The sequence below is a fragment of the Desulfovibrio desulfuricans genome, from assembly GCF_024460775.1.
Taxonomy (GTDB): domain Bacteria; phylum Desulfobacterota; class Desulfovibrionia; order Desulfovibrionales; family Desulfovibrionaceae; genus Desulfovibrio; species Desulfovibrio desulfuricans_E.
The window spans coordinates 23,764-48,255 of sequence record NZ_JANFYZ010000007.1 but is presented as its reverse complement, the minus strand read 5'-3'; the positions used below and the strand labels follow the sequence as shown (position 1 = coordinate 48,255).

Below are 24,492 nucleotides of genomic sequence, written 5' to 3'. Positions count from 1 at the left end.
TTTTTCAGTTTATGGGCGAAATGCTCAATTTTTCGAAAGGTGAGCCTGTGCGCTCGCAACGGGCCAGCAAGGTGTCCACGTCGATGCCGCCCATGTACTCAGCGTTAAGAATCTCGGTCAATTTCTCACGCAGAACATCCTTATCTAACGTGGTTCGACCAGCTACCACTGACATGCGGAATCGATAGTTTCCCGTGTCTACCCAATCTCGTGTGCCAGACTGCCGGTGAACCAGCTTAAGCACCGTCTCCATTTCTTTGATTTCATTATCTAAGGCCGTGCGCTGCTCCTTAAGGGCAGCCAGCTTTTCCAGTGCGGGCCCCCACTGGGGCATTTGCACGCCTTGCGGGAATTTGGGGCAGTCACCGTTGTGTTCGCAGTACGAGCACAACGGGTAAAAGCCCTGAGCGCAATCAACCTGTGCCAGGGTTATGTGTCCGGCGCGGAAATCTGTAAGTTCTCCCCAGAGCTGCGCCGCATGATCAAGGGCAGTATCCAGCATGGCCTGATTGAAGCCATAGGGGCCGAATGCTTTAACCTCTTTCATGGAAAGGCACAGCAACCATGCTTCTATGCTTGTCTTGGCAGCAGTTAAAGGCATCTCAAGACCAAGCTGGGCACGGCAAAGTTGAGGGAAGGTCATCTTCTCATGTAGAAGCGTACCGTCCTCAGCACGGTGGCTGAAGACGGGCTTGTTCCATGCTTTTACCAAAAGGCCGATTTGCCCGTGCAGTTGCAGCAGATGGGAATCGTGCGGTATGTCGGGCAGCTTGTCGGTGCTTTTCACTTCCAGAATCCGTATGGCATTAACGGACGCACCCCAGACCAGCACAAAATCAAGGTGGGCTTTGATTGGCACTCCCTGATGTTGCCAGGTGATCTCAAGCTGGGGCAGTACATGGAGGCCCAGTGATTCGAGAGCTTGCCCAACCCCAGATTCGAACCAGTGCCCGCGTTGCAACGTAAGCAGGCGTTCCAGGCTGTTTGTGGTGGGCAGCACCTTTCTGGCCACCGCCGCCCGTGGGCATTCCCAGTGCTGGCCAATATCGCTCATTCCCACATAGCTGGAACGGTCGCCCAGCAGGGCCAGTGTGTCTTTGTGGGCGATGGCTTGCAGGCCCTGTCTGATTAGCGCCTTCAATCCTTCCGTGCGGTCTATCTGTTCCATGGGTTAGTCTCCATAAAAGCGAGAGGGCCGCCATCAGGCAGCCCTCTCACTCGGTACTTTTATTTTTGCTATGCGGCATCAACATACTTCCACCACAATTTTCTCTGCGGGTTCCAACGGAAGCCCGAACCAGTCAGTAATTCCTTTTTGGCCTGCGTGTTGCCGGTGGCAATGATGCAGGGACGCCCATCTTGAGCGGTAACTTGTTGGTAGGTGACGCCTTCCAGTGGCGGGAGATTTTCAAGGCTTGCTGAGGGGCGATTTGAGGTGTTTGAAATGTTGTTTGCTGTGGATGGGTCGCGATGACGCGCTTTTTGTGATTCAGGGGTAATTACGGGCAATTTTGGCCGTGTAGGCGATTTTTTGCCATTTTTAGCCCCTTCGCCATCGTCATCTTCAGTTACCATGCCCAGCATGGCGGTGAGAGCGTATCGACGAGCGTATGTCATTGCCGATCCCATGCCCTGCGGGTCGGCCTTGGGTAAAGGAACTACCGCAAGAGAGCTTTGCCACTGACCAGACTCTGCATGTGTCAGCTTGGTAACCAGCCCTAATGAGTTAGGCTGCTCCACAGGCACTGGGTACTGGCACAGCCAGATACCATTTTCAATGAGAGCATTACGGCAGGCGTCCATGACACTGTTGAGGCTGGCGTACCAGCTTTTGGTGAAGGGATTTTCAGCGTCCTTAGCAATAGGTTGTACCGTTCGCTGCACGTTGAGCAGGGCCTTAGCGATTTCTGTGATGCTTTCTGATTGGTATTGGTTCATGTGAATATCCTCCTTAGATAGCAAAAGGATAAAGCCCTGTTCGGCTTGTGGCCGAACAGGGCTTTCAGGTTGATTTGAAGCATTACTCTGGTGTTCTTGTAAGAGTAATATATTCTTAAACTTGGATGAATAACAATTTTAGCTACCTGGGGGTGCTTTCGTAGGTCTATCTTCTGCGTTTCGTTCTTAGATTCATATGTCAAGATTGACGGGTTTAAAGTAGAGTATAGAGGCGGTCCCATTGTTCGGACAGCAGACAGCGATTCGTTAGCTTGTTTTTCCCTTATCAGGCTGCCTTTACAAGCCCTTGTTCGTAGTAAGTGTCCGGAGGCAAGCCTCCCAAGCTACTGTGAGGCCGGAGCCGATTGTAAAAGTCGATCCATCTGCCGATTCCGGCACGAGCTTCGGAGCCGGTTTCAAAAGCGTGCAGATAGGCTTGCCGTCATGTAGCAGGTCCTTTTGGTTGGACACGCCCGGAATCCACGCGGCGACGAGACCATCGGGTGCCAGTCGCCTGAGCAGATGGTTCCATAGCTCCCTGAGCGAGCTCAGAATGTGCCTTGCCCGGTCGGGATTGTTACCATACATGGCATCCCGAGCGCCGATGTAGGGCCGAGCGAGCCCCGGATCGACCTGCTGCAAAAGAGCGATGCAGCCCGATGTTTCCATCTCGGCTTCGGCGACAAGCTGAATTTTCGTTTCTACATCTTCCTCATCCCGTTCATCCCAGGGGCGAAGGGTCTCGAGCGCGAAGCTGGTGGTGTAGATCTCACGAGTGGCCCCCGGCAAAACGAAAGCTGGCAGGCGCGTGATGTCCGAGATCTCCCTCAGTGACTCGGCCAAACTCCCATACGAGGCTGCCACATGGGCTATTGAACTTTCCAGTCCAGAGATGACCGGCATCTCGATCTGGAAACGACCCCTTATCGCCTCAAAATTGATGCCAGCCATGAGCCGTTCCACGGCGACAAGCCGCAGGGATGTGTCACACAGGACCAGTTTGGCGGATGCCTGAAGCTGTGAAAGATGCGAGAAGTCGTGCCGGATAGGTTTAATCGTATCAAGCCATGACTGATGCGCAGCCGAAAGACTCTCGGTAATACGACTTGTCGCGGTGGCCTGTTTTATTAAATCCTGCCAGTGTTGATTGACACTGACGATCTCCTGTATCCGGGCCGCTGCTCCAGACAGTTCAAGGGCGCGACTGATTTCCAACTGCTGACGACGGATCGGTTCCAGCGTGCGCTCCATCTGCTCGATCACACTCAGATAGGACGGCTTGGCCAGCTTGTTGATAGCCTCCATGTCGTGATGAGGCTTGGCGAGGGCGGTTTTTGCTGTTTTGAGATCGTCCGACATTTTCAAGTCAACCTGCTTCTACGTCCAGCTCTGTAGCCCCCAACCTGCCGCATCCAGGCCCGGCTATCTGGCTTCTGCCACCGGTTTGAGGCGTTACCTGGATCTGCGTGCTGATCCGCTCCTTCAAGGCGGGCACGTGCGAAATGACGCCAATCAGTTTACCGTCCTGCTGCAAGCCCGCGAGGGTTTCCAGGGCGGTGTCGAGGGCTTCCTCGTCCAGGGTGCCGAAGCCTTCATCCAGAAACAGAGAATCCACCCGGACATTCTTGCTGGCCATATGGGACAGCCCAAGCGCCAGGGACAGGCTGACGATGAAGCTCTCGCCGCCGGAAAGATTTTTCGTGGACCGAATCTCCCCGGCCTGATAGTTGTCGACGACGTTGAGCTCCAAGGGCTGAGCATCGTCACGGGCCAGCAAGTATCGGTCGGTCATTTTCTGCAATTGCCGGTTGGCGTGACCAATCATCATTTCGAAGGTCAGACCCTGAGCAAAATTGCGGTACTTTTTGCCGTCTGCCGAGCCGATCAATTCGTGCAGGTTTTCCCACCTGCGGCACTCTTTTTTCTGGGCTTCGATAGCTGTCTGCTTTTCCTTTATCCGCTCTTTTGCAGCCGCATTTTCACTCAACTTGTGCTTGAGACCGGCAATGATGTCACGCAGCTCTTTCAGGGTCTCCTCTTGCTCCTTGAATTGGGGCTCGAGTTCTTCCAGCGACTTGTCTGTAAGCTTGCGGGCCACCTCCGTGGCCAGGCGCGTTTCCCGATCCTTCTGTCTGGCTTTCAGATCTGTTTGACGCTCATCCAGATCCTTGGCCGTAGCCGCCAGCTCAGCCTTCCGTTCAGAGGAAAGCCTGGCCGCCAAAAATTGTTCTTCATCTGAAAAACCAACGGGCACGAGCGCTGCGGAGAATTCGGTTTCCAGCCTTCTCAGTTCAGGCTCTCGTATGTCGATGCGTTTCTTCAGAGATTCGACATGGGCCTTCGCGGTATTCCATTGTTGTTGGAGCTCATTGTGCCGTTCTCTGACCTGCTTTTCGGAACCTTCGGCATCCGAAATTGCCTTGTTGAAACGACGTTCTTCATCGTCGGGATTCTTGTCGCCGTACAGTGCATTGCGCTCATCACTTCCGGTGGCGAGTTCCTTTTTTAAGGTTTCAAGACGCTCCAGCTTTTCGGCCAGGGCGGTGCTTTGAGTTTCGATAATCGCATCCAGCCGCTTCACCTCGCTGTCGATGTCGGCAATCTGTTTCTCGATGTCCGCCTTTTTCTTGACCTGGGCCTGCCACGCCTTCAACCGCGCCTTGAGAGTTTCGATCAGTGATGAAATGTCCGTTTCGGAGATGTCCGCAATACCTAGCGGCTGGAGTTTTGTAGTAACAGCCTGCCTGCGTTCGGCAAAATCGGCACGGAGTTTCACCAGGCCGTCCTTCACCTCGGCGAGGGCTTTCTCGGCAGCCTTCTTGTCATTAGCCGCTGCTGACTCCAGCTTTTCAGCCTCTGTCAGGTTTTTGCGGGCCAGGCTTTCAGCTTCTTCGAGTTTCTTGATGGCGACTTCCTGATCCTCGGCTTTGCTGATCAGCCTAGTCAGGGCGTCGATCTTCTTTTCGGTTTCATCGGGAACAGGGACATTCCCTTCCGCAAATGGGTGCTCGGTTGCACCGCAGAGCGGACAGGGCTTGCCGTCTTCCAGCTTTGCCCGGTGATCTTCAAGCTCCGCAATTTTGGTCAGGAAGGCGATTTCACGCAGCAGGGTTTCCTTCTCGGTGCGGTATTCCCGCAACAAGCGGTCTCCCAGCAACTGGCTCAAAGCATCCTTACTCTGCTGAAGCTGTTTTAAGGCGTCCTCCAGTTTCTGCTTCCGAATGCCGGATTGCTTCTGACAGTCATCGAGTGACTTCGTCGCCATTTCCAGAGTCGTATTGGCTGCTTCCTGCGCAGCGTCTTTTTGAACGATTTCATTTTGTTTGGAGAGCAGGCCGCCGATCTGTTCTTCAATGCCAGCCAGACCACTTATCAGCCATTCATCCTGTGCATGCTCCTTGAGATAGCCGTCCACAAGATCCAGCGTCGCATGAGCCTTGGATCGTTTGTCCTGCTCTTCGAGCCGGGCTTTTTTGTCTGCATCAATTTTTGCCATAGCCTTCTTGCAGCCCTGATCCTCTTCCGATACAGCTTTTTTCTGATCGGCAAGTTTCTGATCAAGTGAGCGAACCTTCTGCAATGTAGGCGCGGCCGCTTTCAGCTCTTCTTTGGCCCGAGCAGTTTGTTGCTCAGCTGATTTCAGTACCTCGGCCTGTTCCTTGGCGGAGGATTCCAGTCCAGGAAGCGCCTCTTCCTCGGCTTTCAAGCCTACACTGTCATCCGCCTGCTGTTTGCGGGTGGCGGTGAGCGTTGCGTATGCGCCGTCCAGCGAGGCGGCACTCAAAGCCCGGCCCAGCTTTTCACGATCCGGTTTGAACGCCTCGATATCGCCCTGCAGCTTGCTCGCTTCATCGGCCAGGTTGACGACTTCCTTCCTCAGCCCATCAATGGTGGTGAGCCAGGCTATGGCCTTCCCGATTTCAGCGGCCCTGGCGGCAAGGTCTGTCTCATCCTTCAGCTTTGCTTCGAGTGCCTGCCCAATCTCTTGTTCCTGCTCCGGCTCAAGAATCACGATGCCTGCCGTTTCAGCCTGAAGCAGGTTCAGTTTTTCCCTCTCTTCGCGCTGGCGTTCATGGGCACGGATGGATATCTGACTGTAGATCTCTGTACCCGTTATCTGCTCCAGGATAGGAGCCCGATCATCCGGTGCCGCTTGGAGGAACGCGGCAAAGCCGCCCTGGGCCAGCAACATGGAGCGGGTAAAACGATCAAAGTCCATGCCGGTAGTGGACTCGATCTGGTCGGCAACCCCTCTGATCTTGGATTCGAAAATCTCGCCGGAATCGGCATTGGCAATTTCGTGCTTCGGGGCCTGGAGCTCGCCATCCGGCTTCTTGCGTGCCCGGTGTTGACTCCAGTGACAGCGGTAACGCCCGGTCTGGGTTTCGAAGGTCACCTCGGCAAAGCACTCGCCGGTCTGGCGGGACATGATTTCGTTTCCGCTCTTGGTGACCTTGTTCAGGCGAGGCGTCCGCCCATAAAGTGCGAGACAAATAGCATCGAGGATCGTGGTTTTCCCCGCGCCGGTGGGACCTGTTATGGCAAAGATGCCATCAGACGCGAAGGCCGGGTGCATCAGGTCGATTTGCCATTCGCCGACCAGCGAGTTCAGATTCTTGAAGCGTACCTGCAGTATTCTCATCGACAGCCTCGCTATTCCGCCTGCACATCGTCTTCATAGAGAGACGAGACCGTTTCCTGGTAGGCCCGAAGCAGCTCTGGCCGCTGCTCTTCGGGCACGTCATGGACGGCGAGGCATCGTTCGAACACGTCGTTCACGTTCAAATCGTCGAGTGTTTCCTCTTCATGGATTTGTCCCAGCACGCGGTCGATGATGCGGTTGTTCTTTATGCGGAGAATTTCCATCTGGGTGCCGGAAATCGCAGCCTCCAGGCGTTCACGCAGGTCGCCGATAACCTCAGTACCGTCGTAAATGACTTCGAGCCAGCCTTGGGAGTCCATCGCCGACAATTCAAGAATGCGGTTTGAGATGCCGTCCCAGTCTCCTTTGACGCGCTCAAGTTTCTGAAAAATTGGCACATCGATCAGCTGTACGGATGCAGCCGTGCTGTGGAACTCAACCTGGCAAACGCTCTTCTGCTGTTTTGCCTCTCCGAACCCCATGGGCAGAGGAGAGCCGCTGTACCGAATGGTTTCGGAGCCGTTCACCTTTTGGGGGACGTGGAGGTGCCCCAGCGCCAGATAGTTGAAGCAGACAGGAAAAATCCCGGCAGTCACGTGAGCCAAGGAGCCGACATAGAGTTCGCGCACGCCATCACCATCGACGGTTTGTCCGCCTGCGGTGAACAGATGCCCCGTGCCAACGATGGGAATATCTGCCCCGAGTTCTTCACGCTTCTGTTCGGCCAAAGCCGCGACGGCGGCGTAATGGGTGTGAATGCCTTCGATCAGTTTCCGCTCCTTGTCCTCGACGCTTTCACCCGCTTCCGCCACTCGGATATCCCTGTCGCGAAGGTAGGGCACGGCGCAAACAATCAATTCCGGAGCGTCCTGCTCATTACAGAGCACCAGCACTTCATCTTCCGGGGATGCGGTGCTATTACCGACCACGTGGACATCAAGGGCCTTGAGCAGCTCCTTGGGAGCATTGAGGAAGGATGGGGAATCGTGGTTGCCCGCGACGACGACAACATGCCGACAGGATGAGGCGGCCACCCGGCACAGGAACCGGTAATAGAGCTCCTGGGCGCGGTTGCTCGGGGCGCTGGTGTCAAATACATCACCCGCCACCAACAAGACATCAATTTCATTCTGCTGAATGGTCTCCGCCAGCCATGTCAGAAAAGCCTCGAATTCCTCGTAGCGTTTTCTGCCGTAAAGGGTGCGGCCGATATGCCAGTCGGATGTATGGAGAACTCTCATACTGCTACCCAGCCACCGCAGAGGCGGGGCGCTTCGCGTATTCTTCACTCCAGTTTTTCAATGAAGTCATGTCGGCCAAAAGATCGTCTGGCTTCGGCAGCTCCACAGGTGATTCTGTTGGCTGCGAGTGTTCAAATCCGGAGTATTTAGTCATAAGCGAATCAAGGAGATTGCAATCCGCGTCCTTCAATTTGGCCAGCTCCTTGAGCTTCAACGTATGGACCGGTCGTTGGAATCTTTGAACCACCCCGCACAGCAGATCATTTTCAATAGAGCGCTCCACCAATGTCCTGAAGTCGCTGCATATCGATTTCAGCAAGATTTCGGCATGTTCAAACTCGCCGTTTTCACTTGCCTTCTTTGCATCCTGATACCGCTGATTCATGAGTGTGTTCAGGGCGGATTTGATGTCACTCTGTGAAAGTGGAATGGGAGCTGGCTCTCCGGTCCCCCAGTCCGCAGAGCGAATGCTCACCACATCGGGCTTGATGGTCTTTTTCTCGGCAAAATGCCGGACCGTTCCCAGCAAGGACAGGCGGTGAGTAAAGACAATGACCTGCTTGTCCTGAGACAGCTCGATCAGTCTTTGAACCACGGCCTCCTCATAGCTTTGGTCCAGCGAGGATATTGGATCGTCAAAGATAAACGGGGCCTGGTTGCTCTTGCCGGTGACGTCGGCCAAAAATGCCGCAATGGAAACGATCCGATTTTCTCCCTCGCTCAGCACATCGGCGAGCCCATTCTGAGAGGCCCCTCGAAGCTGGAGCTTATGAAGGACGCGGCCCTTGGAGACTTTTGACTTCACGAGCTCGACTTTCACCTGAGACGCGCCCAGGGCCTTGAGCTCCGCATTGAACCTTTGCACGAACGCATCCGTGATCAAGGCTTCTGCCAGCTCCCCTTTCTTCTGGGATAGGGCTTTGGTGTTGGTCGACTTCTTGGCTTCCTGAATATGGTTTAGCAGCTTCAATCGGGTGACTTCTTCATCAATGGCGGCGCGGTGTTCAGACAACCACTTTCTGGCCTGCAGGCTGTTTAGCTTCTTCTTGATCTCCTCACGATTGTCGCTTTTGGCGTCTTCGTCATATTTTGCCGCGAGTTCACCGAGGCTTTTCGACTGGGCGTTGGCTTCTTCGATCCATTTCGGTGAGAGTAGTGGGTCGGGAATGGCTTCTTCGGAATCGATCCCAGGGAGCAGGTCTTTTCTGGTCTGCAATTGGGCAAAGAATTCCGTCACCTGGCTGGCAACTTCATCCTGTGGAATGCCAGCCGCATCGATACGCGTCTTCAGCGTCTCCGATGTCGGTAGCGCCTCGATAGTTTGACTGGCGGTATCGTATTCCTTGGCCGCATCCGTTGCGGCTTTCTGCATTTCGCCCTTCACGAAGTTTTCGAAGGAGATCAACCGTTCCTTGGCCTCTTGGGTCAAGGTCTGGTGGCACAGGACACAACGGGAACCATCGGAAACGTTCGGGTACTCAGCTTCTTTGTAGGCAGCCGATACGGAGTAGTTCCGGGCCGCTTCCCAAAGCTCTTTCCAGACATCAGAGCCGATGCCTTCCAGCTCGCTGCCGGAGAACACCTTTTGCGCCGCCGTATCTGCCGCAGTCTTTTTAAGGATCGACTTTTTCTTGGCAGCGATGATTCGTCGGTAATTCTCGTCCGATAATTGTTCCAGATACTTTTGGGCATCCTGGACCAGAGTGTCGATATGCTGTTTCTGCTTTCTTAGCTGCTTCGCTTTTTCCGCCGGTGCCTGTTCGGCAAGACGCTGCTGCAGCGTTTGCATCTCGGTTTCGTCAGCACAGCCAAATGCGCAATGCTTGTCGATGTCCTGGGTGCTGGTCTTGGCGCTGATGGCTTCGTACCAGATGCCTTCAGGAGTTACCTTCTTGTCAGCAGGGATATTCGGCTTTTTGGACTGGTGCCGGCTGGCCTCGCTGTCCAGAGCCGATGCGACCTTTTCGCATGCGAGGATGAGCGAGCTGAAAAACGATAGAACCGGCGGCTCGTAGCTCACCTCGTCTTCGCTGCTGACAAACACCTTGCCAAAAGAGGTGTCGAAAATATCAACGCTGTTGAGGTCATCGCAGATACCTTGCCCAGACCAGGTATGGGTCTTCGGTACGCCGTCCTGCTCAAACGAAATGCAGGCTTTCTGTGCGGCAGAGCCGGGCTTGTAGACATTGCGGTGGAGGGTACCCGTCTCGCGGGCTCCGCATACATGTTTGAGGAGTCTGACGTAACCGGACTTGCCTGACCCGTTGTTGCCATAAACAATCGTGATATTGCCCTTACCAAACTCAAGTGGCTTTTTCGGAGCAAGGGCGTTTACTCCTTCGACTTCACTGATTGAACACAAACGCAGGGAGCCTGCTGCGCCCTGGGAGAACGCGGTAGCAGGAAAGGAACAGGTCGTTTTGGGCAGCTTACCGTCGGCTTCCTGCTGGCAAAGGTTTGCGAGCTCAGAGACGTCCGTGTCAGTAAGCTCTGACTGCTGAAGTAGCCGAGTAGCCGCAATCTGGAGCCACTGGGGGCGCTCTGAAAACCATTTGGTCAGTGATGCCGATATCCCGCTCATGTTATTCCCCCTCAGCTTCCCGCTTATGTTTAATGAACGTCACCTCGAACGCCTTGCATGGGCGGTATTGCTGTAGGCGATTGGCGAAGGTGAAGGCATCGTTCATCTCGTAGTGCTGAAAAATGTCGAGGCCGCGATCCAAGGAGATCTTCCAGCCTTGGTCGGTTACGATGTGGCGAGCGTGGATCGTGCCGGTGCCGTCGAACTCCCATGTGAAGTTCACCCCCACGCTGCCTGCGGACTCCTTCATCTTTTCGAAGCTGTCCTTCTGCTGTTCGCCTTTGAACTCGTCTTCCGTCGTCACCAGATGCACTGACACTTCCTCATCAGGAGCCTTGTGTTTGACCACCGTCTCCAAAAATTCCATGAAGTTGCGCACCTGGTAGAACAGGCGGATGTAAGGGTCGGTTACAGTGATCGCGGTAGCGCCCTTTAGGTAGGGTCCGAGCAGAGTATCGAAGGAGAGGCCCTTCTGGTTCTCCTGAAATGTGAGGTGCTTTTCGTTGAGGGCAGATTCGGCCGAAGCCACGGATTCGGACGGACTTAGGGGCGAGTCCGATTGAGCAACTTCCAAGATTTCCCCGTCTTCACCCTCGGCGATGGTTTTGTGGTAGTAGCCGGGATATTCATCTTCTTCGAGCGTGGTGACAGGCTTGCCCATGCCTGCGGTGTCTTGATAGGTAAAGCGGACGTTGCCGTAGGTGGAGTCGATACGCATTAATTGGTCTTTGACACGTTTTCTGCCTTCAATCGATAACTGCAGCAGTTCTTCCACTTCATCCTTAGTTGCCCCTTCATGTGGAAAGAGTATCTTCATCAAGCCTGAGAACGTCTTATGAATGCTATCACGGTCTCGCGTTGAGATATCGGATGAGAGCGAGAAATGCTCCTGGTAGCGATCCGAGTAATCGTGATTGCGCAGCGAGCGAAGGATCTCGGCCAGATAGTCCACCACGAAACCATAACCGTTGGAGAACATTTCTCCCCGGATTATGTCGACCTCCCAGCCGGGGATGTAGAAATGGATGCGATCAAGAAATGCGGAGTCGTAGAATTTGTTGGGCAGTTCGCAGAACAGGTCAGAGTGCTTGAGCATGTACGGCACGGTGTGCTGTGTGTTACCCACGAACACCATGGAGGCTTCAGCGCCCAGCGTTTCGATGCCTCGAGAGAAGGACTTGTTGGCCATGTAGTTTTTCATGATGTCTACTAGGGCCTTATCCACACGCTTTTGCTTTCCGGCAAATTCGTCGAAGGCAACACAATCCCAGTAACCGACCAGACCAATTTTTCCGGAAGAATTATTCACGAACAGCTTGGGAACCGTAACCTCGCCGCCGGAGATCAGGATGCCGTGGGGCGAGAACTCCGAGTAGATGTGAGACTTGCCAGTTCCCTTGGGGCCAAGTTCGATCAGGTTGTAGTTACGTTCGCAAAACGGGATCAGGCGGACCAGTTGAGTCAGCTTGCTACGTTTGCCGAAGATCTCCGGGTTAAAGCCGATGCTTTGCACAAGCAGGTCGATCCACTCATCGATGGTGAATTGTTTGCGGGCCTCAACGTAACCGTCGAAATCGAAATGGGAGAGCTGGATCGGCTTGAGGGACGACAATATCCAGGGGCTGGCGCTTTTGTCTTCGGTGAACTCATATTCCAGATCCGCAATGCACCACACGCCACCGACCAGAAGCTTGGGGTGCTTCTTCACCGTTCCGGAATCAACCAAGACCTCCTTCAGCCCTAAGTTGGAAAACTGTGCCTCGTAGACATCCTTCTTATCGTTCAGGTCAACGCTGATTTTGTCGATGACCTTGTAGCGCCCTTTTTCCTTGATGTGCGAGCGGACCAATCCTGCTTTGTTACGGTGGACATAATGCTTGGCAAGGATTTCTTTGACCGTCTCGATACCGGTCTGGATGGTCGGCTCATCGCTGGTGGCACAATACTGGCCCAGTAGATATTCCAGAACGTATGATGGGACGATGGCGTTGCCCTTGACCGTCTTGACGAGATCCTTGCGGACAACCAGTCCCGGGAAGCATTTGTTGATTTTCTGGTCAAGTTCGTTCATCGGTCACCCGCCCTTTAAAAGTCGAAGTCGCTGGTAAATGAGCGCCGTATCAAGTACCGGAGCGATTTGTATTCCTTATAATGCGACGTCCCGCCGTGTTTTTCCTCCAGCCGTAGAATGACCTCCTGGCCATTGGCCTCGTCGGCCTTGCGGGTGAGCACAAAGCGAACCTGCAGCTCCCGCTCCCGGGGGTTGTCCGAGCTTAGGTCAAAGGTCAGGTCGTGGCTGTCGGAGATCAGATCGCCTGCCTCGGTGTAGATGCCAGCCCGTAGCACTCGCGGTTGGATCTTGTCCGTCACCGGCCCGGCCTGGTACATGGTTACCGCCAGTTGCCCTGAGGTAATCACCGAGCTGGCTCCACGCAGAATGTCCACCTCGACGGCGGTGACATCGCTCTGGCGCTTCTTGTTGATTTTGAGCACCGGGATCACCACCTCCTGCAGCGACGCGCCGCCATGCACAAAGCGGCTGCCGGAGCCCTTCAGGCGCAGGCGGTTGATAGACTTGGGGATCTGCACTTCTACCTCACCGGCTAGACCAAGCTGCTCGGGAGTGAATTTGCGCAGGCTTGATGCTTCAGCAAGCCCCTTGCCGAGCACGAAGCGGCGATCTCGGAACAGAATCTTGTCGCCCTCGGCGTCAACCCCGGAAAAGTCGCTCTCATCGATGGTGCGGTTCTGGTAGATGAAGCCATGATCTGAGGTCACCAGCAAGTTGCTGGCGTTGGCACCGGTCAGCTTCTTGATCAGGCGAATCAGCTCCTGCAAGGTTTCCTCCACCGCCTCGAAGACCCGCTCCTCGGATTCCCTCTTATCACCGGTGGCATCGATGCGGTTGTGGTAAATGTAAATCACGTCATGATCGCGCACCAGGGCCCGGCAATCGTCTCCCTTCATGGCCATCAATTCATCGGCCTTACAAGCGGTAGCCCGTTGCGTGATCGCTTGACCGAGGATCTTGATGCGGTTGGCCGTCCCCTGGGAACTTTGCCCATCCACCAGCACCGTGCCGGTTTCATTGTCGGCAATGGCCAACGTTTTGTTGGGCAACAGGGCCGCCATGCCGATCTGGGTGTAGCTGGGCAGCATCGACAGAGCCGGTTCTAGTTCGGCGCTGTAGCGGTCCTCCTGGCGGATCAGGCTCATCAACTCGTCGCCGATCTCATAACGCATCGCATCGGAGATGATTACGCAGACCTTGTTGTCTTTGCGCAGGAATGGCCGCACCCAATACTCGAAAAATTCTTTCTGCTTGCGCACCGGGAAGGCTTCCCACTTGGATGCCGAGTCCACAAAGGTCTGGAAACGATCGCCCAGCTTCAACAGGTAGTTATTTGAGTAGAGGTTTTCGATCTGGTCGGTCAGGCTGCCCATCAACGAGGCCTGTCCCGACATGCGCACATGGTAGGTGAACTTGCGGTAGAGCTGATCGAGCTGATACCAGAAGCGGCTGTAATGCTGGACGCCCTCGGCTAGGCTGTCCATGGCCAGTTTGGCCTCGCCCAGGGCATGGGTGAACTGAGCGGCGTAATCGACCGCCTCGTACAGATGCCGGTATTCGTGGTACCAGTGGCCTTGCCGCCGCTGGCGAACCCAGATCGCCACATCTCCGCTGGAGGCGGTACGAGTAGACACCACCCGCACTAGTTCGCTGATGATCTTCTGATCGATCAGGCGGAAATAATCCAGATCGATCAACTCGCGGAAATCCCGCTTGGTCAGGTCCTGCTCAATGCCAAGAACCTCGGCGCATTCCCCCGAGAGGGTTTCGAAGCCGCCTTCGAACTGACGGCTGTCCTTCCAGCGCTTAAGAAACACCATGGCGTCGCTGGTCAGTTTCACTTGACCGTTGGTGCCCATGGCGTAGCAGGATTTGAACAATTCGATGGCGAAGTCACGGATGCCCGGCTCGTCGGACTTGTAGCCATAGTAGCGGATCATCTGTTCCCAGAGGAAGCCATCCAAACTGCACCGTCCAACCAGCTTGATTTTCTCGTCTCGACCGTCGGCAAGTTCCTGCAGCAGGTTTTCCACCACCGCATCCATGCGCGGCTCACTGCCGGTGCATACCGCCAGCATTTTCAGGCGAATCTGTCCGGCGGTGTCATCTGCTTTCAGCAGAGTTTTAAGGGCATCCTTACGCTTGATCGCCTTGAAGAACTCCGCATTGGCCTGAACCACATCCGTGAACTCCAGGCCGAGCTCCAGTTCGGACAGCCAGATGGCCACCTGATCAGTGCGGAACTCGCCGTGGGCCAATTGAACATCCAGCAGCCAGTTATCCAGATCGGCGGGCTGAGGGCCTTCACGGTAGAGCAAGAATTTTTGCTCCGGTTGCTCGCGCAGCAGCTGATACTTAATGCCGTACTCGTTATTGATCAGCTCCAGCTTCTCTACGTCAGGCAGTGACAACGCCTCGAAGTCGTCGCGTAACTCCAGCTTGGCATCGTACCAAAAGACAATTCGGTGCCGGTCGAAGAGTTTGGTCAGGGCTTGGGCAATGCGGTTTTCCATCAATGGTGCTCCTTAATCCTCTTGCGCATCCAGACCGACGATCTTCTTCAAGGCCGCTCCGAATTTGGGGTAGTTGACCTTCACGCCGTCGTCGAGGTCGATCTCCACCTGCTCGGTGGCCAGCGGGTATAGCACTTCGCGTTCGTACTCCTCCATCTCGGCGATCATCTTGGTGATCTTCTCGATCTCCTTCAGGGCCTTGGTCTTCTCGCCCTGGCTGCTGCTGGCGCTGATGCTGACCGCCTCCAGATGGTTCTTGTGCGAGGTGAGCTTGGTGCGAAATTCGCGCAGGTAGTCGTTGAGCACCACGCTAACCGTGTCCGGGCGGTAGCGGTGCATGTAGATCAGCGCGTTGAAGCTGCCCTTAGGGCTGGAGAACAGCCAGTAGATGGGCCGCTTCTTGTAGCGTTTCACATGGTCGGTGTAGAACTCGCCGAGGAAGTAATCGCGGATGCTGTAGTTGCGCTTGCCCTTGAGGTTCAGCGCCTGTTCGACGAAGCGAAGGTTGACCTCGTAGTGCTCTTCGCCAAAGGCCACGCGCAGGAACTTGCGGAAGCGCTCGGCGATGTCGTCGGTGAACCAGTCGCCGTCGAGCATGGGGATGACGTTGTCGTCATCGGCCGGGAAGCTGGGCTCAGGAACCCGCTTCAGGTAGTCCTCGATGGTCTCGCCCTGGTTGGCCAGGATCAACCCCGGCTTGTCCAGTGCATAGCGACCGAACATGCAGCCTACCGCATAGGAAACCAGCTCGCGCATGGTGTCGGCCAGCAGCAGCGCCTCCAGCTCGTCTTCACACTTGTCGTTGCCGTAGCGGTAGTGCGGGTTGCAGGTCAGCGTGATATCGCTGAGGTCAACTTTTTCATTCAGCTCATCCTTAAGGCCGTAGGCCTCGATGAAGATGTGGTTGTTCTCTTTCTCCAGCCGCTGCATCTCCAGTGTCATTTCCTGCCAGTGGGCACGGAGCTTCTGGTAGGTGGCCTTCAGGGCTGACTGGCGGTAGTCGGGGTTCAGCAAAGGCAGGCTGGTGAAGTCCCATGAGGTTTCGTAGGAGTCCCAGTCTGACCTTCCAATATCTACCAATCGTTTAACGACGATATTAAGTTCGCTCTCTCTGCCCCCTGCGCCACACCACGGCAAGGAATTTATATTGGCAACTTGAAAATTAAGAGTTGGATTTGAAAGCTTCAAAAACTCAAAAGAAAGACAGGAGCAGAGAAAACCTGCAATTACCCAATACTGATTGGGTTTAGGAAATGCACTCGACCCGCCAACATCAAACAATGCTCCTCCCAGACTAGCTCGAACGCCGAAATTAGAAGAGCTAACAAATGACCAGGTTAAGGAGGGCTTGAAGAAATCTGCCTCATTGGTGATTTTCCATCCGAGATTATCCCAAGAAAGCTGAGGATATTTTTCCAGCGTTTCGCATTTTATTTCATAGCCATCGTTTTCCCAGAAAACCATGTAGTCATTGTTTCCATACCACCTTCGAAATTCACCGCCTTTGTTATATGGGAACCATTTTTTACAGGATTCCTTGGCATCCTCTGAACTCGTAGCAGAGACATTTGTTAAATCGTCGGAGATTTCATGCCACAGACGTAACCATTTAGAATTATTACCGGTTCTCATCCCTAGTTTTGCTGGGGCAACTGTCGAAAGAAGCTCCCCTCTAACATAGCAGTCGGCCATTCCTTCGCTGACCCAATAAGCAATAGGGCTGCTGGGAATTTTTTGAAAGGTCTTTGCAGAAGTTTTAAAAGACCAATCGCAATCAGGATTTTTGGCTGCCTGAAGAAGGGCTTCCCGCTTTTCGGTTTCAGATTTTCCATCCACAAGTCTTACATAAGACCCCTCAAAATCCTGGACCATTGAATTTCTTGCAACGAAGGCGGTTGTTGATACGACCTCTCCGCCGATGCTGTCAAATGCTCTAGCGCCCAAATGAGCCATTGAAAGCAAGGTGTTTTGATCTAAAACTTTTAATCGTAGCACCTCAAAGGACAACAAGAACATCCAGCTCTGCATGGTTATCATCGCAATCGTTCCGTGCTTCTGAGCAAGGTCGAGATTACGCTCGATAAACATGGCAAAAAGATCAGACTTGCTGTTCGGGTAATTGTCTTTTGCCCAAGCACCTAACCGCCCATTCATCCCCTTGCCACCCATATACGGCGGATTGGCAATCACCACGTGGTATTTGGGACTCAGGTAATCGGCCTGCCGCAGGGCTTGCAGCACCTTCTGATGGGTCATGCTGATAAACAGCTGGCCGGAGACGTTTTTTGACTCAAGAATCCTGAGCATGCCGTCCACGTCGGTGATATCGGGACGGATCAGGGAACCGAAGTTGTCGGCCTCTTCGAACTGGCGCAGGGTGGTTTGCAGCGGCGCGGTGAACAGGTCGCGGCCGACATAGTCCATGTAGTCCTTCAACTCATTGCCGTCGAAGTGCACATTTTCCAGCACGCAGATGTTCGGTTTTACGCCCTTGTTGAGGAATCGGCGCTGCTTTGAGCGGGCCTTCATGGTCAGGGCAAAGGCGGCCAGCTCCCCGGCGCGTTCGTCGATCTCGATACCGTAGAGGTTATTGGTAAGGATCTTTTCCGGGATCTCTGCGGGTTCATAGCCTTCCTCCTCGTAGATGGCATAGAGCAGGTCAAAGGCATAGGTCAGCATGTGACCGGACCCGCAGGCTGGGTCGCAGATCTTGATCTCTTCCGGCTTGGCGATGCGCAGGAAGTCGGTCTCGGCCTGTTCTGGCTGGATGTAGTAGTCCATCTGCAGGGCGAGCTTCGAGCTGGGACGATTGAGCAGCCACAGGCGGCCGAGGGAGTTCTCCACCAGATAGCGGACGATCCAGTGCGGGGTGAAGAGCTGGGTGGCGGCAGGGATGTTCTCGGGCGTGATCTTTTTGTTCTTCTTCAGGCCGTCAAACACCTCGTCCTTCTTCTCGGAGATGTAGAACTGGTAGAGCCAGCCGATCACCTCGACATCCTCGCAGGCATCCGGCGTCATCGCCTCGCGGGTATAGGCGAGGATGGAGTTGCCCGAGAGCAGGTCATCGGGCATCAGCAGTTCGGTGTAGTCGTCGATGCGCTGGAACAGGAAAGGCATGGCCTTATTCCAGAAGTTGCAGGCGGCCACTACCAGCATACGGTAGGCTTCCCCCTGCGGATCATTGCTGGATGCTTTGCCGTCGAGCAGTGCGAAGATTTGTTGACGGGTCTTGTCCGGCACCATTTCTTCATCGATATGCCCCATCTTAGCTTCGGCCAGAATTTCGGGCTGGAACTGCCCAGGGTCTGCTGGAGAGACAATATTGACCCGGTTATAGCGGTTCACGTCCATGAAGCGCAGGGCGCAGAAGCGGTTGAACCAGATGTATGCCACCCGCTCAATGACCTGTTCCTTATCGGTTTTCTGGATTGCTTCTTCCAGTTTTTTAACCGCCGCCGCATGCTCACGACGTGCTGAGCTCTCTGCCGCCAGCACCAGTTTCAGCTTGACGGAGACCTGCTCCAGCAGAGAGCGTCGAGCATATTGGGCGAAGCGCTTTAATTTTAGTGTTTCCATTATTCGCTCTTCGATTCGGGCAGTCGGCCAGAGCGTTTTTCAAGTTTCTTTTCATCGGATTTTACCCGCCGCTCCAACTTCTTGATGTCCTCTTCCGGTGGAAGCTTCTCGGGTTTGATACCTCGCTGGCCGAGCATGTCGCGCACACTGACATTATTCTGCACATGCTCACGGGTAATCGCGTGTTCGCCTTGCAAATCTTCCTGCTGCACATTGTGGTTGGTCATTTCCGTTGCCAGATTTTTAGCTGCGATGGTCAGGGTTGGTAGAAAGTCAGCCAGCGGGCGGGTTTTGGTGATGCCATATTTGTCCTTCATCACTTGTGTGGTATGGCCGCCGAACAAAGCGGCATCCCCTTTAGACCGGATGCGTCCGAATCCTGCATCATCGACACCGCGCTCGTAAATATTCTGGGAAAGGGTCTTTTCCGATTCCCGTAGACGTTCCCGTGCATCAAGCCGGGCTTGTAGGCGCATCCGGTCTTCGATCAACTCTTGCTTGCGGGTCTGAATGGCAAAGTAGCTCTGGGCAAAAGCGATGGGTTCCTTGCGCGGGTCACCATTTTGGGCGATCAGGTAGCAAGCGTAGCGAGTGAGCATGAAATCCTCTATAGCCCGCTCAGCTCCGCTGCCCAGTTTGACTACTTTCGTGACGCCACGAAAATGGTTGTTCGGGTCGTACCCCGTTGTTTCGCATGAAGTAATAGCCCGCTGAATCGTATCCTTAAAACGCTCCCACTTGGCATAACCAAGGGGCTCCTGAAGTTCCCGGGCAAACCAGAATTCCACATTCTTGTCCGGTACTGCATGGCTCAATGAATCAAATCGGTTGTGTAGCTTTTGAACGATGAGCTTATCCATGGGTATTCTCTCCAACCATTTTCCCGCCGCCGGGAAAATGGTTTTGCGCTTACATTTCGAGCTGTTCGTGAGTTCCGCAGTTCATCAAATCTGAATCCTTTTCCCTTTGCGGATTTCATCCAGCAGCGCCTCGCGCATGGATTTCAGGTAGCGTTCCACGTCGGTCTCGTCGGCCAGCCAGGCCTTGTCGAAAGAGACCTTCAACGAGCGGCTCGGCACGTATTCAATGCGTGGTTCCGGTTTAGCCGGTGGCGTGGGCTTCGTACCTGCATCCGGCGTAGCTGCGTGGCCGGGTTGCGGCTCAGGCTCGGGGGTTAGTGCCGGTTGCGCCCAAGAGGTCATATGCGAAAGCAGCCGCTGGTAGTCGCTTTCCTCAAACCGGCGCAGGTTGTCGCGGATGACGGCGATCAGTTGCTGACGCTCAAGGCCTGAGTTGAATTCGTTAAACGGGCGGGTGACCTGCTCCTGCTGCTCACCGTTCAGTACGCTGAATTCAGCCATTCCGCAGAGGCGGCCTTTGAGGGCGTCGACCCTTTCCTTGGCCTTGGCAATCTCGGCCTCGATCTGGGCAGTGACCTTCCCCTGCAGGATTTCGACTTGCGTCTTCACCTGCGGCATGCGGTTGCCCTTGAAGCATTTCGGATCGGTCAAACAAGCGACCACCTGTGCGGCTTCGTCGCCTTCGATGTAGGCGAAGTTGGGCTCCTGGGTTTGAACGAACTTGCGGGCGTTATCGAAAATGCCTTTCTGCGGGCCGCTCATAAACTTCCGGACAGGATCGATGACACTTTCCTTCATATTGAGCAGTGCATCTTCCTGGCGGGTGAGTTCGGTCAGATACCAGGTGTATGGCTTACCGGTTAGCCCCTTGAGCTTCTCAATTACCGGAGTCAGCGCCTTCAGAAAAGGATACTGGGATGCCTGGGCCTCCAGCGGATTTAGCTGATGGATGAGTTCTTGAAGAGCGGTTCCGGTCTCCTTGCCAAGCACCTTCGCTTCACTGAAGCGTGGCGGGGCATCAAAGAAGTCCTCAAAGAATTCCTTGAGGGCGCGGACCTGCGATGCAGTAAATTCGACCTGGGGTTCCAGCACTACATTGCCGTGGCCATGGGTGTTTCGTAGTGCCCGTTCAATTTCGCCCTCTTCCAGAAGATTGCCGTCGGTGCGAACTTCAACCTTGCCGCGTGCGCACAGTTTAGCCAAAGTGCAAAGCACGGCGGCGTAGTACCAGCCGTATGGTTTGCGCTCGAATTTCTCCAGCAGGTTCTTTAGCGTGGTGCGCACGCCACCCCGATCGTTGCTATGGATGAACGCAAGAAGCTCCTGCTCGGACTCGGCCAGTGAGGTGGCATCGTTGCCGAACAACCCCTGCTGCGAATGTTTGAGAAATTTAGCGATGTCATTTTCGGCATAGGTGGCACCGCGCAACATGCGAAGGTTCGGATAGGTGCGGGAAATAAGCTCGTGGAATCCGCGTAGCACACGGGTCTGTGCATCTTCGGAACCGATCTCAATGTCACCTCCTGCCACCACCAACTTGGCTTTGCTCAGCAAGCTTTGAACAAGCTGCTGTAGTTCGGCATACCGTTCCCGGTTCTGGAAGCCCTTGTCTGTCAGGATGCGTTTGACGGCCTCCTGTTGCGTGATCGAGATATTCTGACGGATGTATTTCTCCGTCCGTTTGTACATGAGTATGTCGCGAACAAGCCGTTCATCTGCTGGCATCAGGACTAGCAGTTCGTCTCGCCCCATGCTCTGCATCCGCAGGATGGACTCGTTTTCGGCGTTTTCATGGAACGGACTGATGACATGAATGGTCAACTCGTACTCCCGCCCGTGCAGTCGGTCATCGAGTTTTCTGGAAAATGGGTAATCCTGGCCATTCTCGTCGTAGCGGATCTTCCTATGCTTGATGACGTGGTCGAAAACGATCTTCTCAAGTTCGGCGGCAATGTCTGACGACTCAACCTCGGTATTCTTGATTTCCTGTTCGACGTCCTTTTCCTCGTCGGTCAGGTATTCATACTGTTCGCCATTGCGCTGCACGTAGGTTTGCTGTTCGAGAAGGCTGAGGGCTTCTTCGACTTTTTTCCGAAGAGCAGGTAGATCCTGATTGAATCCGTCCAGCATCAGGACACACAGGTTGCGAAGGGTCGGCTTGAATTCCTTGACGTATTTGACCAAGAAGAGCGTTTTCAACAGCCGGATCGCAAAGGGGCCATCCAGATGGTTTTCAGCCTGGATGATGGCCCGCTGAATATTGGACTTCAACGCGGTGCGGATGCCCTCAAACATTAGGTCGAAGGTCGCCAGCTGACCAATTTCATGCCCCCCGATCTGAATCGCAACTTGCTGGAACACACCGAGCATGGAGCGTTCACCTACTGAGCTGTGCTTGCCCTCAAAGGCATTATGCTGCGACAGATTCTGAATAGCCGACTGGAACAGCGCGAACTGGTACGGAATGAACGGATAGCAGTGGATAAAGTGATCCTGATCCTGATAGTTCCTGTAGGTTTGCGAGCCGTCGGCAAAATCGAACAGAGTCTTAAAATTGTTGGACTGCGTGTAAAAAATGTCTGAGAGCAGACGAACGCCTTCATCAGTTTTCATAAGCAGACGCTTTTGTATAACTTCCGCCACGTCGGCGCTGGTCAGCTTCATGCGGTTAGCAAATCGCGCCTGAATCTTGGAGAAGTCGTTGCCTTGCTGTTTGCCCATCTCGCCGACAACCGTCCCCATGTCTTCCTGGGCGGTAACGATGACCCATGCGCGTCCTCGGCATTTTGTGGCCAATGTCTCGGCGATAGTCTGGAGATTGGTCATCAGCTTAACATTTTCAGCAATGTACTGACCAACTTCATCAACAAAGAAGTTTAAGCGAAAATTGGGAGATTGCCGTTTGATATAGGCATACACTTGCTCGGCGAAATCTTCTATAGAAAGACGATAATCTTGCCGATGCTTATCAAGTACATCTTTTTGATTTTGACCAGTAATCTTATTATAAGCATTGTCAATTTGATCTGCTACGCGGGTTGGTCGACTACGCCCCCATTCCCACGAATTCTTGGCCTCCTTTTCAAACTCCAAGCAAAATGCCTCGAGCAGGCCCTCATGGTCTAGTGAGCGCTCAAACTGTGCGATGTACGCTTGCTTGCCGTAATACCCGCACATCTCATCGAATACTTTGACGAAAACTGCAAGAAGCGCATCAAGCTGAGCTTTGCTGATCACATCTGCTTTTTGATCAATATTGAACAGAATGCTTTTCGAAGGGATGTTAGCCGTTCTCTTGAGATCACCACGCAGAATTTCGTTGTCACCGCACTTGGGAAGAAACAAGTCAAGTGTAGAGACTCCGTCGATCTGCCGGTTTTCAAGTAACATTGCCAAAATTTTCAATAGATGTGATTTACCTGACCCAAAGAAGCCGGAAACCCATACACCATTAGCACCTTCGTAGTGGTTATAGGCTCCTAGAAAGGATTCGAGTTGCTTTTCAACCTCGTTAGTCAGGACATATTCTTCAACTTCTAAACGGAGACTGGCTTCATCATCAGCTTTGATGACCCCTTCGATTGGACGGTCAACTGGCTTCGCAAAAATGTTTCCAAGATTCATTACGCATCCCTCGTTTATACTTCGCAGTGAAAGATGTTAAACGCTCGGTAGTACTTGTCGTCACGTAGTCTGCCGAATAAATCGAGAGACGCTCCAGATTCAAGGGAATGACTATAGGCTCCTGGAAAAAAGAGGACAGTCGGTTGCTCTTTCGCCGTACTCTGTAAGTTATTCAAAACGTTATGTGATCGGATATAGGGAAAAACCTCGCCTATTCCAGAAAGAAAAAGCACGTCAAAATCAGTGGATGCAATTTTCTCTGCGATGGCGGGCACCATAACAGTTTCGATATCCAAAATACCTTGAAGTTCTTCCTGAAGCTTGGATTTTTCCAAGCGAGACTCATTTTGAATCAACCATTCAAAGTCACCTTCAGCTTTGAGTATGCCTATTGAAAGGTCATACAGGTTGATCTCAAGGACTCTGACCCCTACTTGCGCTAGGCGATTGATGAGTTGGTTTCGAAGTCGTTCCATTTCATTGGACTCTTCAGGTATAAATGGGCAGATAAAGAATGGGATCTCATTACCGAGGCCTTGTTTATTGAGAAAACGCTGCCCAGATATCACAGAAAAAAGATGTTGAAATCTGTCTTGCATAGGCATTCTGGCTAGATCTGCTGTCAACGCGCTATCCTCCGCAGATAGGATTCGTTTACCGGAAAATATAAGAGATCTCTGCGATCCCCTTGCAGGATCAATTCTAGTAATCTAGGGCTAAGCATGGCTGCATTTATTGTATTATTGACCGCTAAGAGGTCGGCCTGCCGAAGCATCTTGAACAAGATTTGCCGCAGCTTTTCACGGGTTGTTTGAGTAAGATCATCAAGCTCACAATGCCATTCGGACTTCCGGTTGAAGAAAGAATCAAAATCATCATAGGTTACATCAGTTTTCAGACTAATGTAACGTTCCCGAAGCACTTCTACAGCAAAATCAGCGATGAAATTGTAACGACGACAAATGGCAAGCCACAAAAGATAGCCTTGCTCTTGACTGTTACCTTCAACAAAAAATTCAAGAGTATCATAGCTCAGCGTCTGTATCCGAGAAAGAACCTCACGGCAAACACGCTTGAGTGTGCTTAGAGTTCTAGCTTGTAATAAATTATCTGCGATGACCATATCTCGAACTACATTCCAATCGCCATGGTCAAGATAGAGTTTCGCAATATTTACAGATTCACCGTGAAAGAGGCTTCCAGCTGTAAATGACATGTTGTATCTGTCGTTGTTCATTCTTTATCAACAATATTTTATATGGTGATCAATGTGACTACTTACAGCTAAGCACTTGTCTATATCATCTTTCTTGAACTTTCATGGATGCCCATGCGATGATCAGGCATTTTGCTTATCGATCCGTTTGCGTTGGTGTTACCGCTGTCCAAAAATATATTTACTAATATCGATTTGCAAACAGAACCTTTCATATCGGGCAGTTTTGA

Annotated in this window: 12 protein-coding genes and 2 pseudogenes; all 14 read right to left on the bottom strand. The window is 53.3% G+C overall.

Annotation, left to right across the window (positions count from 1 at the left end):
* Positions 1 to 4: 4 nt before the first annotated feature.
* On the bottom strand, positions 5 to 1,168 hold the full coding sequence (locus NE637_RS10010; RefSeq protein ID WP_256267723.1) for a hypothetical protein: 1,164 nt from the start codon (positions 1,166 to 1,168) through the stop codon (positions 5 to 7).
* A 68-nt stretch (positions 1,169 to 1,236) separates the two neighbouring features.
* Complete coding sequence (locus NE637_RS10005; RefSeq protein WP_256267722.1) at positions 1,237 to 1,938, bottom strand: ERF family protein; 702 nt, start codon at positions 1,936 to 1,938, stop codon at positions 1,237 to 1,239.
* A 286-nt stretch (positions 1,939 to 2,224) separates the two neighbouring features.
* A pseudogene (locus NE637_RS10000) lies at positions 2,225 to 2,371 on the bottom strand (integrase core domain-containing protein); the annotation flags it as partial.
* A 56-nt stretch (positions 2,372 to 2,427) separates the two neighbouring features.
* A pseudogene (locus NE637_RS09995) lies at positions 2,428 to 2,607 on the bottom strand (pPIWI-associating nuclease domain-containing protein); the annotation flags it as partial.
* A gap of 697 nt (positions 2,608 to 3,304) precedes the next feature.
* Positions 3,305 to 6,580 (bottom strand): AAA family ATPase, encoded by a 3,276-nt coding sequence (locus NE637_RS09990; RefSeq protein ID WP_256267721.1) that lies wholly within the window; start codon positions 6,578 to 6,580, stop codon positions 3,305 to 3,307.
* 11 nt (positions 6,581 to 6,591) lie between these two features.
* Positions 6,592 to 7,821, bottom strand: a complete 1,230-nt coding sequence (locus NE637_RS09985; protein WP_256267720.1) for an exonuclease SbcCD subunit D C-terminal domain-containing protein — start codon at positions 7,819 to 7,821, stop codon at positions 6,592 to 6,594.
* Between the two features lie 4 nt (positions 7,822 to 7,825).
* The gene (locus tag NE637_RS09980; protein ID WP_256267719.1) at positions 7,826 to 10,402 is read right to left on the bottom strand and encodes an AAA family ATPase; all 2,577 of its coding nucleotides are present in this window, start codon (positions 10,400 to 10,402) and stop codon (positions 7,826 to 7,828) included.
* Position 10,403: 1 nt separating this feature from the next.
* Positions 10,404 to 12,473: a BREX system Lon protease-like protein BrxL gene (gene brxL, locus NE637_RS09975; RefSeq protein WP_256267718.1), complete on the bottom strand. Its 2,070-nt coding sequence runs from the start codon at positions 12,471 to 12,473 to the stop codon at positions 10,404 to 10,406.
* 14 nt (positions 12,474 to 12,487) lie between these two features.
* Positions 12,488 to 14,986 (bottom strand): BREX-1 system phosphatase PglZ type A, encoded by a 2,499-nt coding sequence (gene pglZ / locus NE637_RS09970; protein ID WP_256267716.1) that lies wholly within the window; start codon positions 14,984 to 14,986, stop codon positions 12,488 to 12,490.
* 12 nt (positions 14,987 to 14,998) lie between these two features.
* The gene (pglX, locus tag NE637_RS09965) at positions 14,999 to 18,562 is read right to left on the bottom strand and encodes a BREX-1 system adenine-specific DNA-methyltransferase PglX (protein ID WP_256267715.1); all 3,564 of its coding nucleotides are present in this window, start codon (positions 18,560 to 18,562) and stop codon (positions 14,999 to 15,001) included.
* A complete protein-coding gene (gene dinD, locus NE637_RS09960; RefSeq protein ID WP_256267713.1) occupies positions 18,562 to 19,422 on the bottom strand; it encodes a DNA damage-inducible protein D in 861 nt (286 codons plus the stop codon). The genes pglX and dinD overlap by 1 nt, the downstream gene beginning before the upstream one ends.
* Positions 19,423 to 19,506: 84 nt before the next feature.
* Positions 19,507 to 23,046, bottom strand: a complete 3,540-nt coding sequence (brxC, locus tag NE637_RS09955; RefSeq protein WP_256267712.1) for a BREX system P-loop protein BrxC — start codon at positions 23,044 to 23,046, stop codon at positions 19,507 to 19,509.
* Positions 23,047 to 23,060: 14 nt separating this feature from the next.
* Complete coding sequence (locus NE637_RS09950; RefSeq protein ID WP_256267711.1) at positions 23,061 to 23,651, bottom strand: DUF1788 domain-containing protein; 591 nt, start codon at positions 23,649 to 23,651, stop codon at positions 23,061 to 23,063.
* A gap of 17 nt (positions 23,652 to 23,668) precedes the next feature.
* A complete protein-coding gene (locus NE637_RS09945) occupies positions 23,669 to 24,283 on the bottom strand; it encodes a DUF1819 family protein (protein WP_256267710.1) in 615 nt (204 codons plus the stop codon).
* Positions 24,284 to 24,492 lie beyond the last annotated feature (209 nt).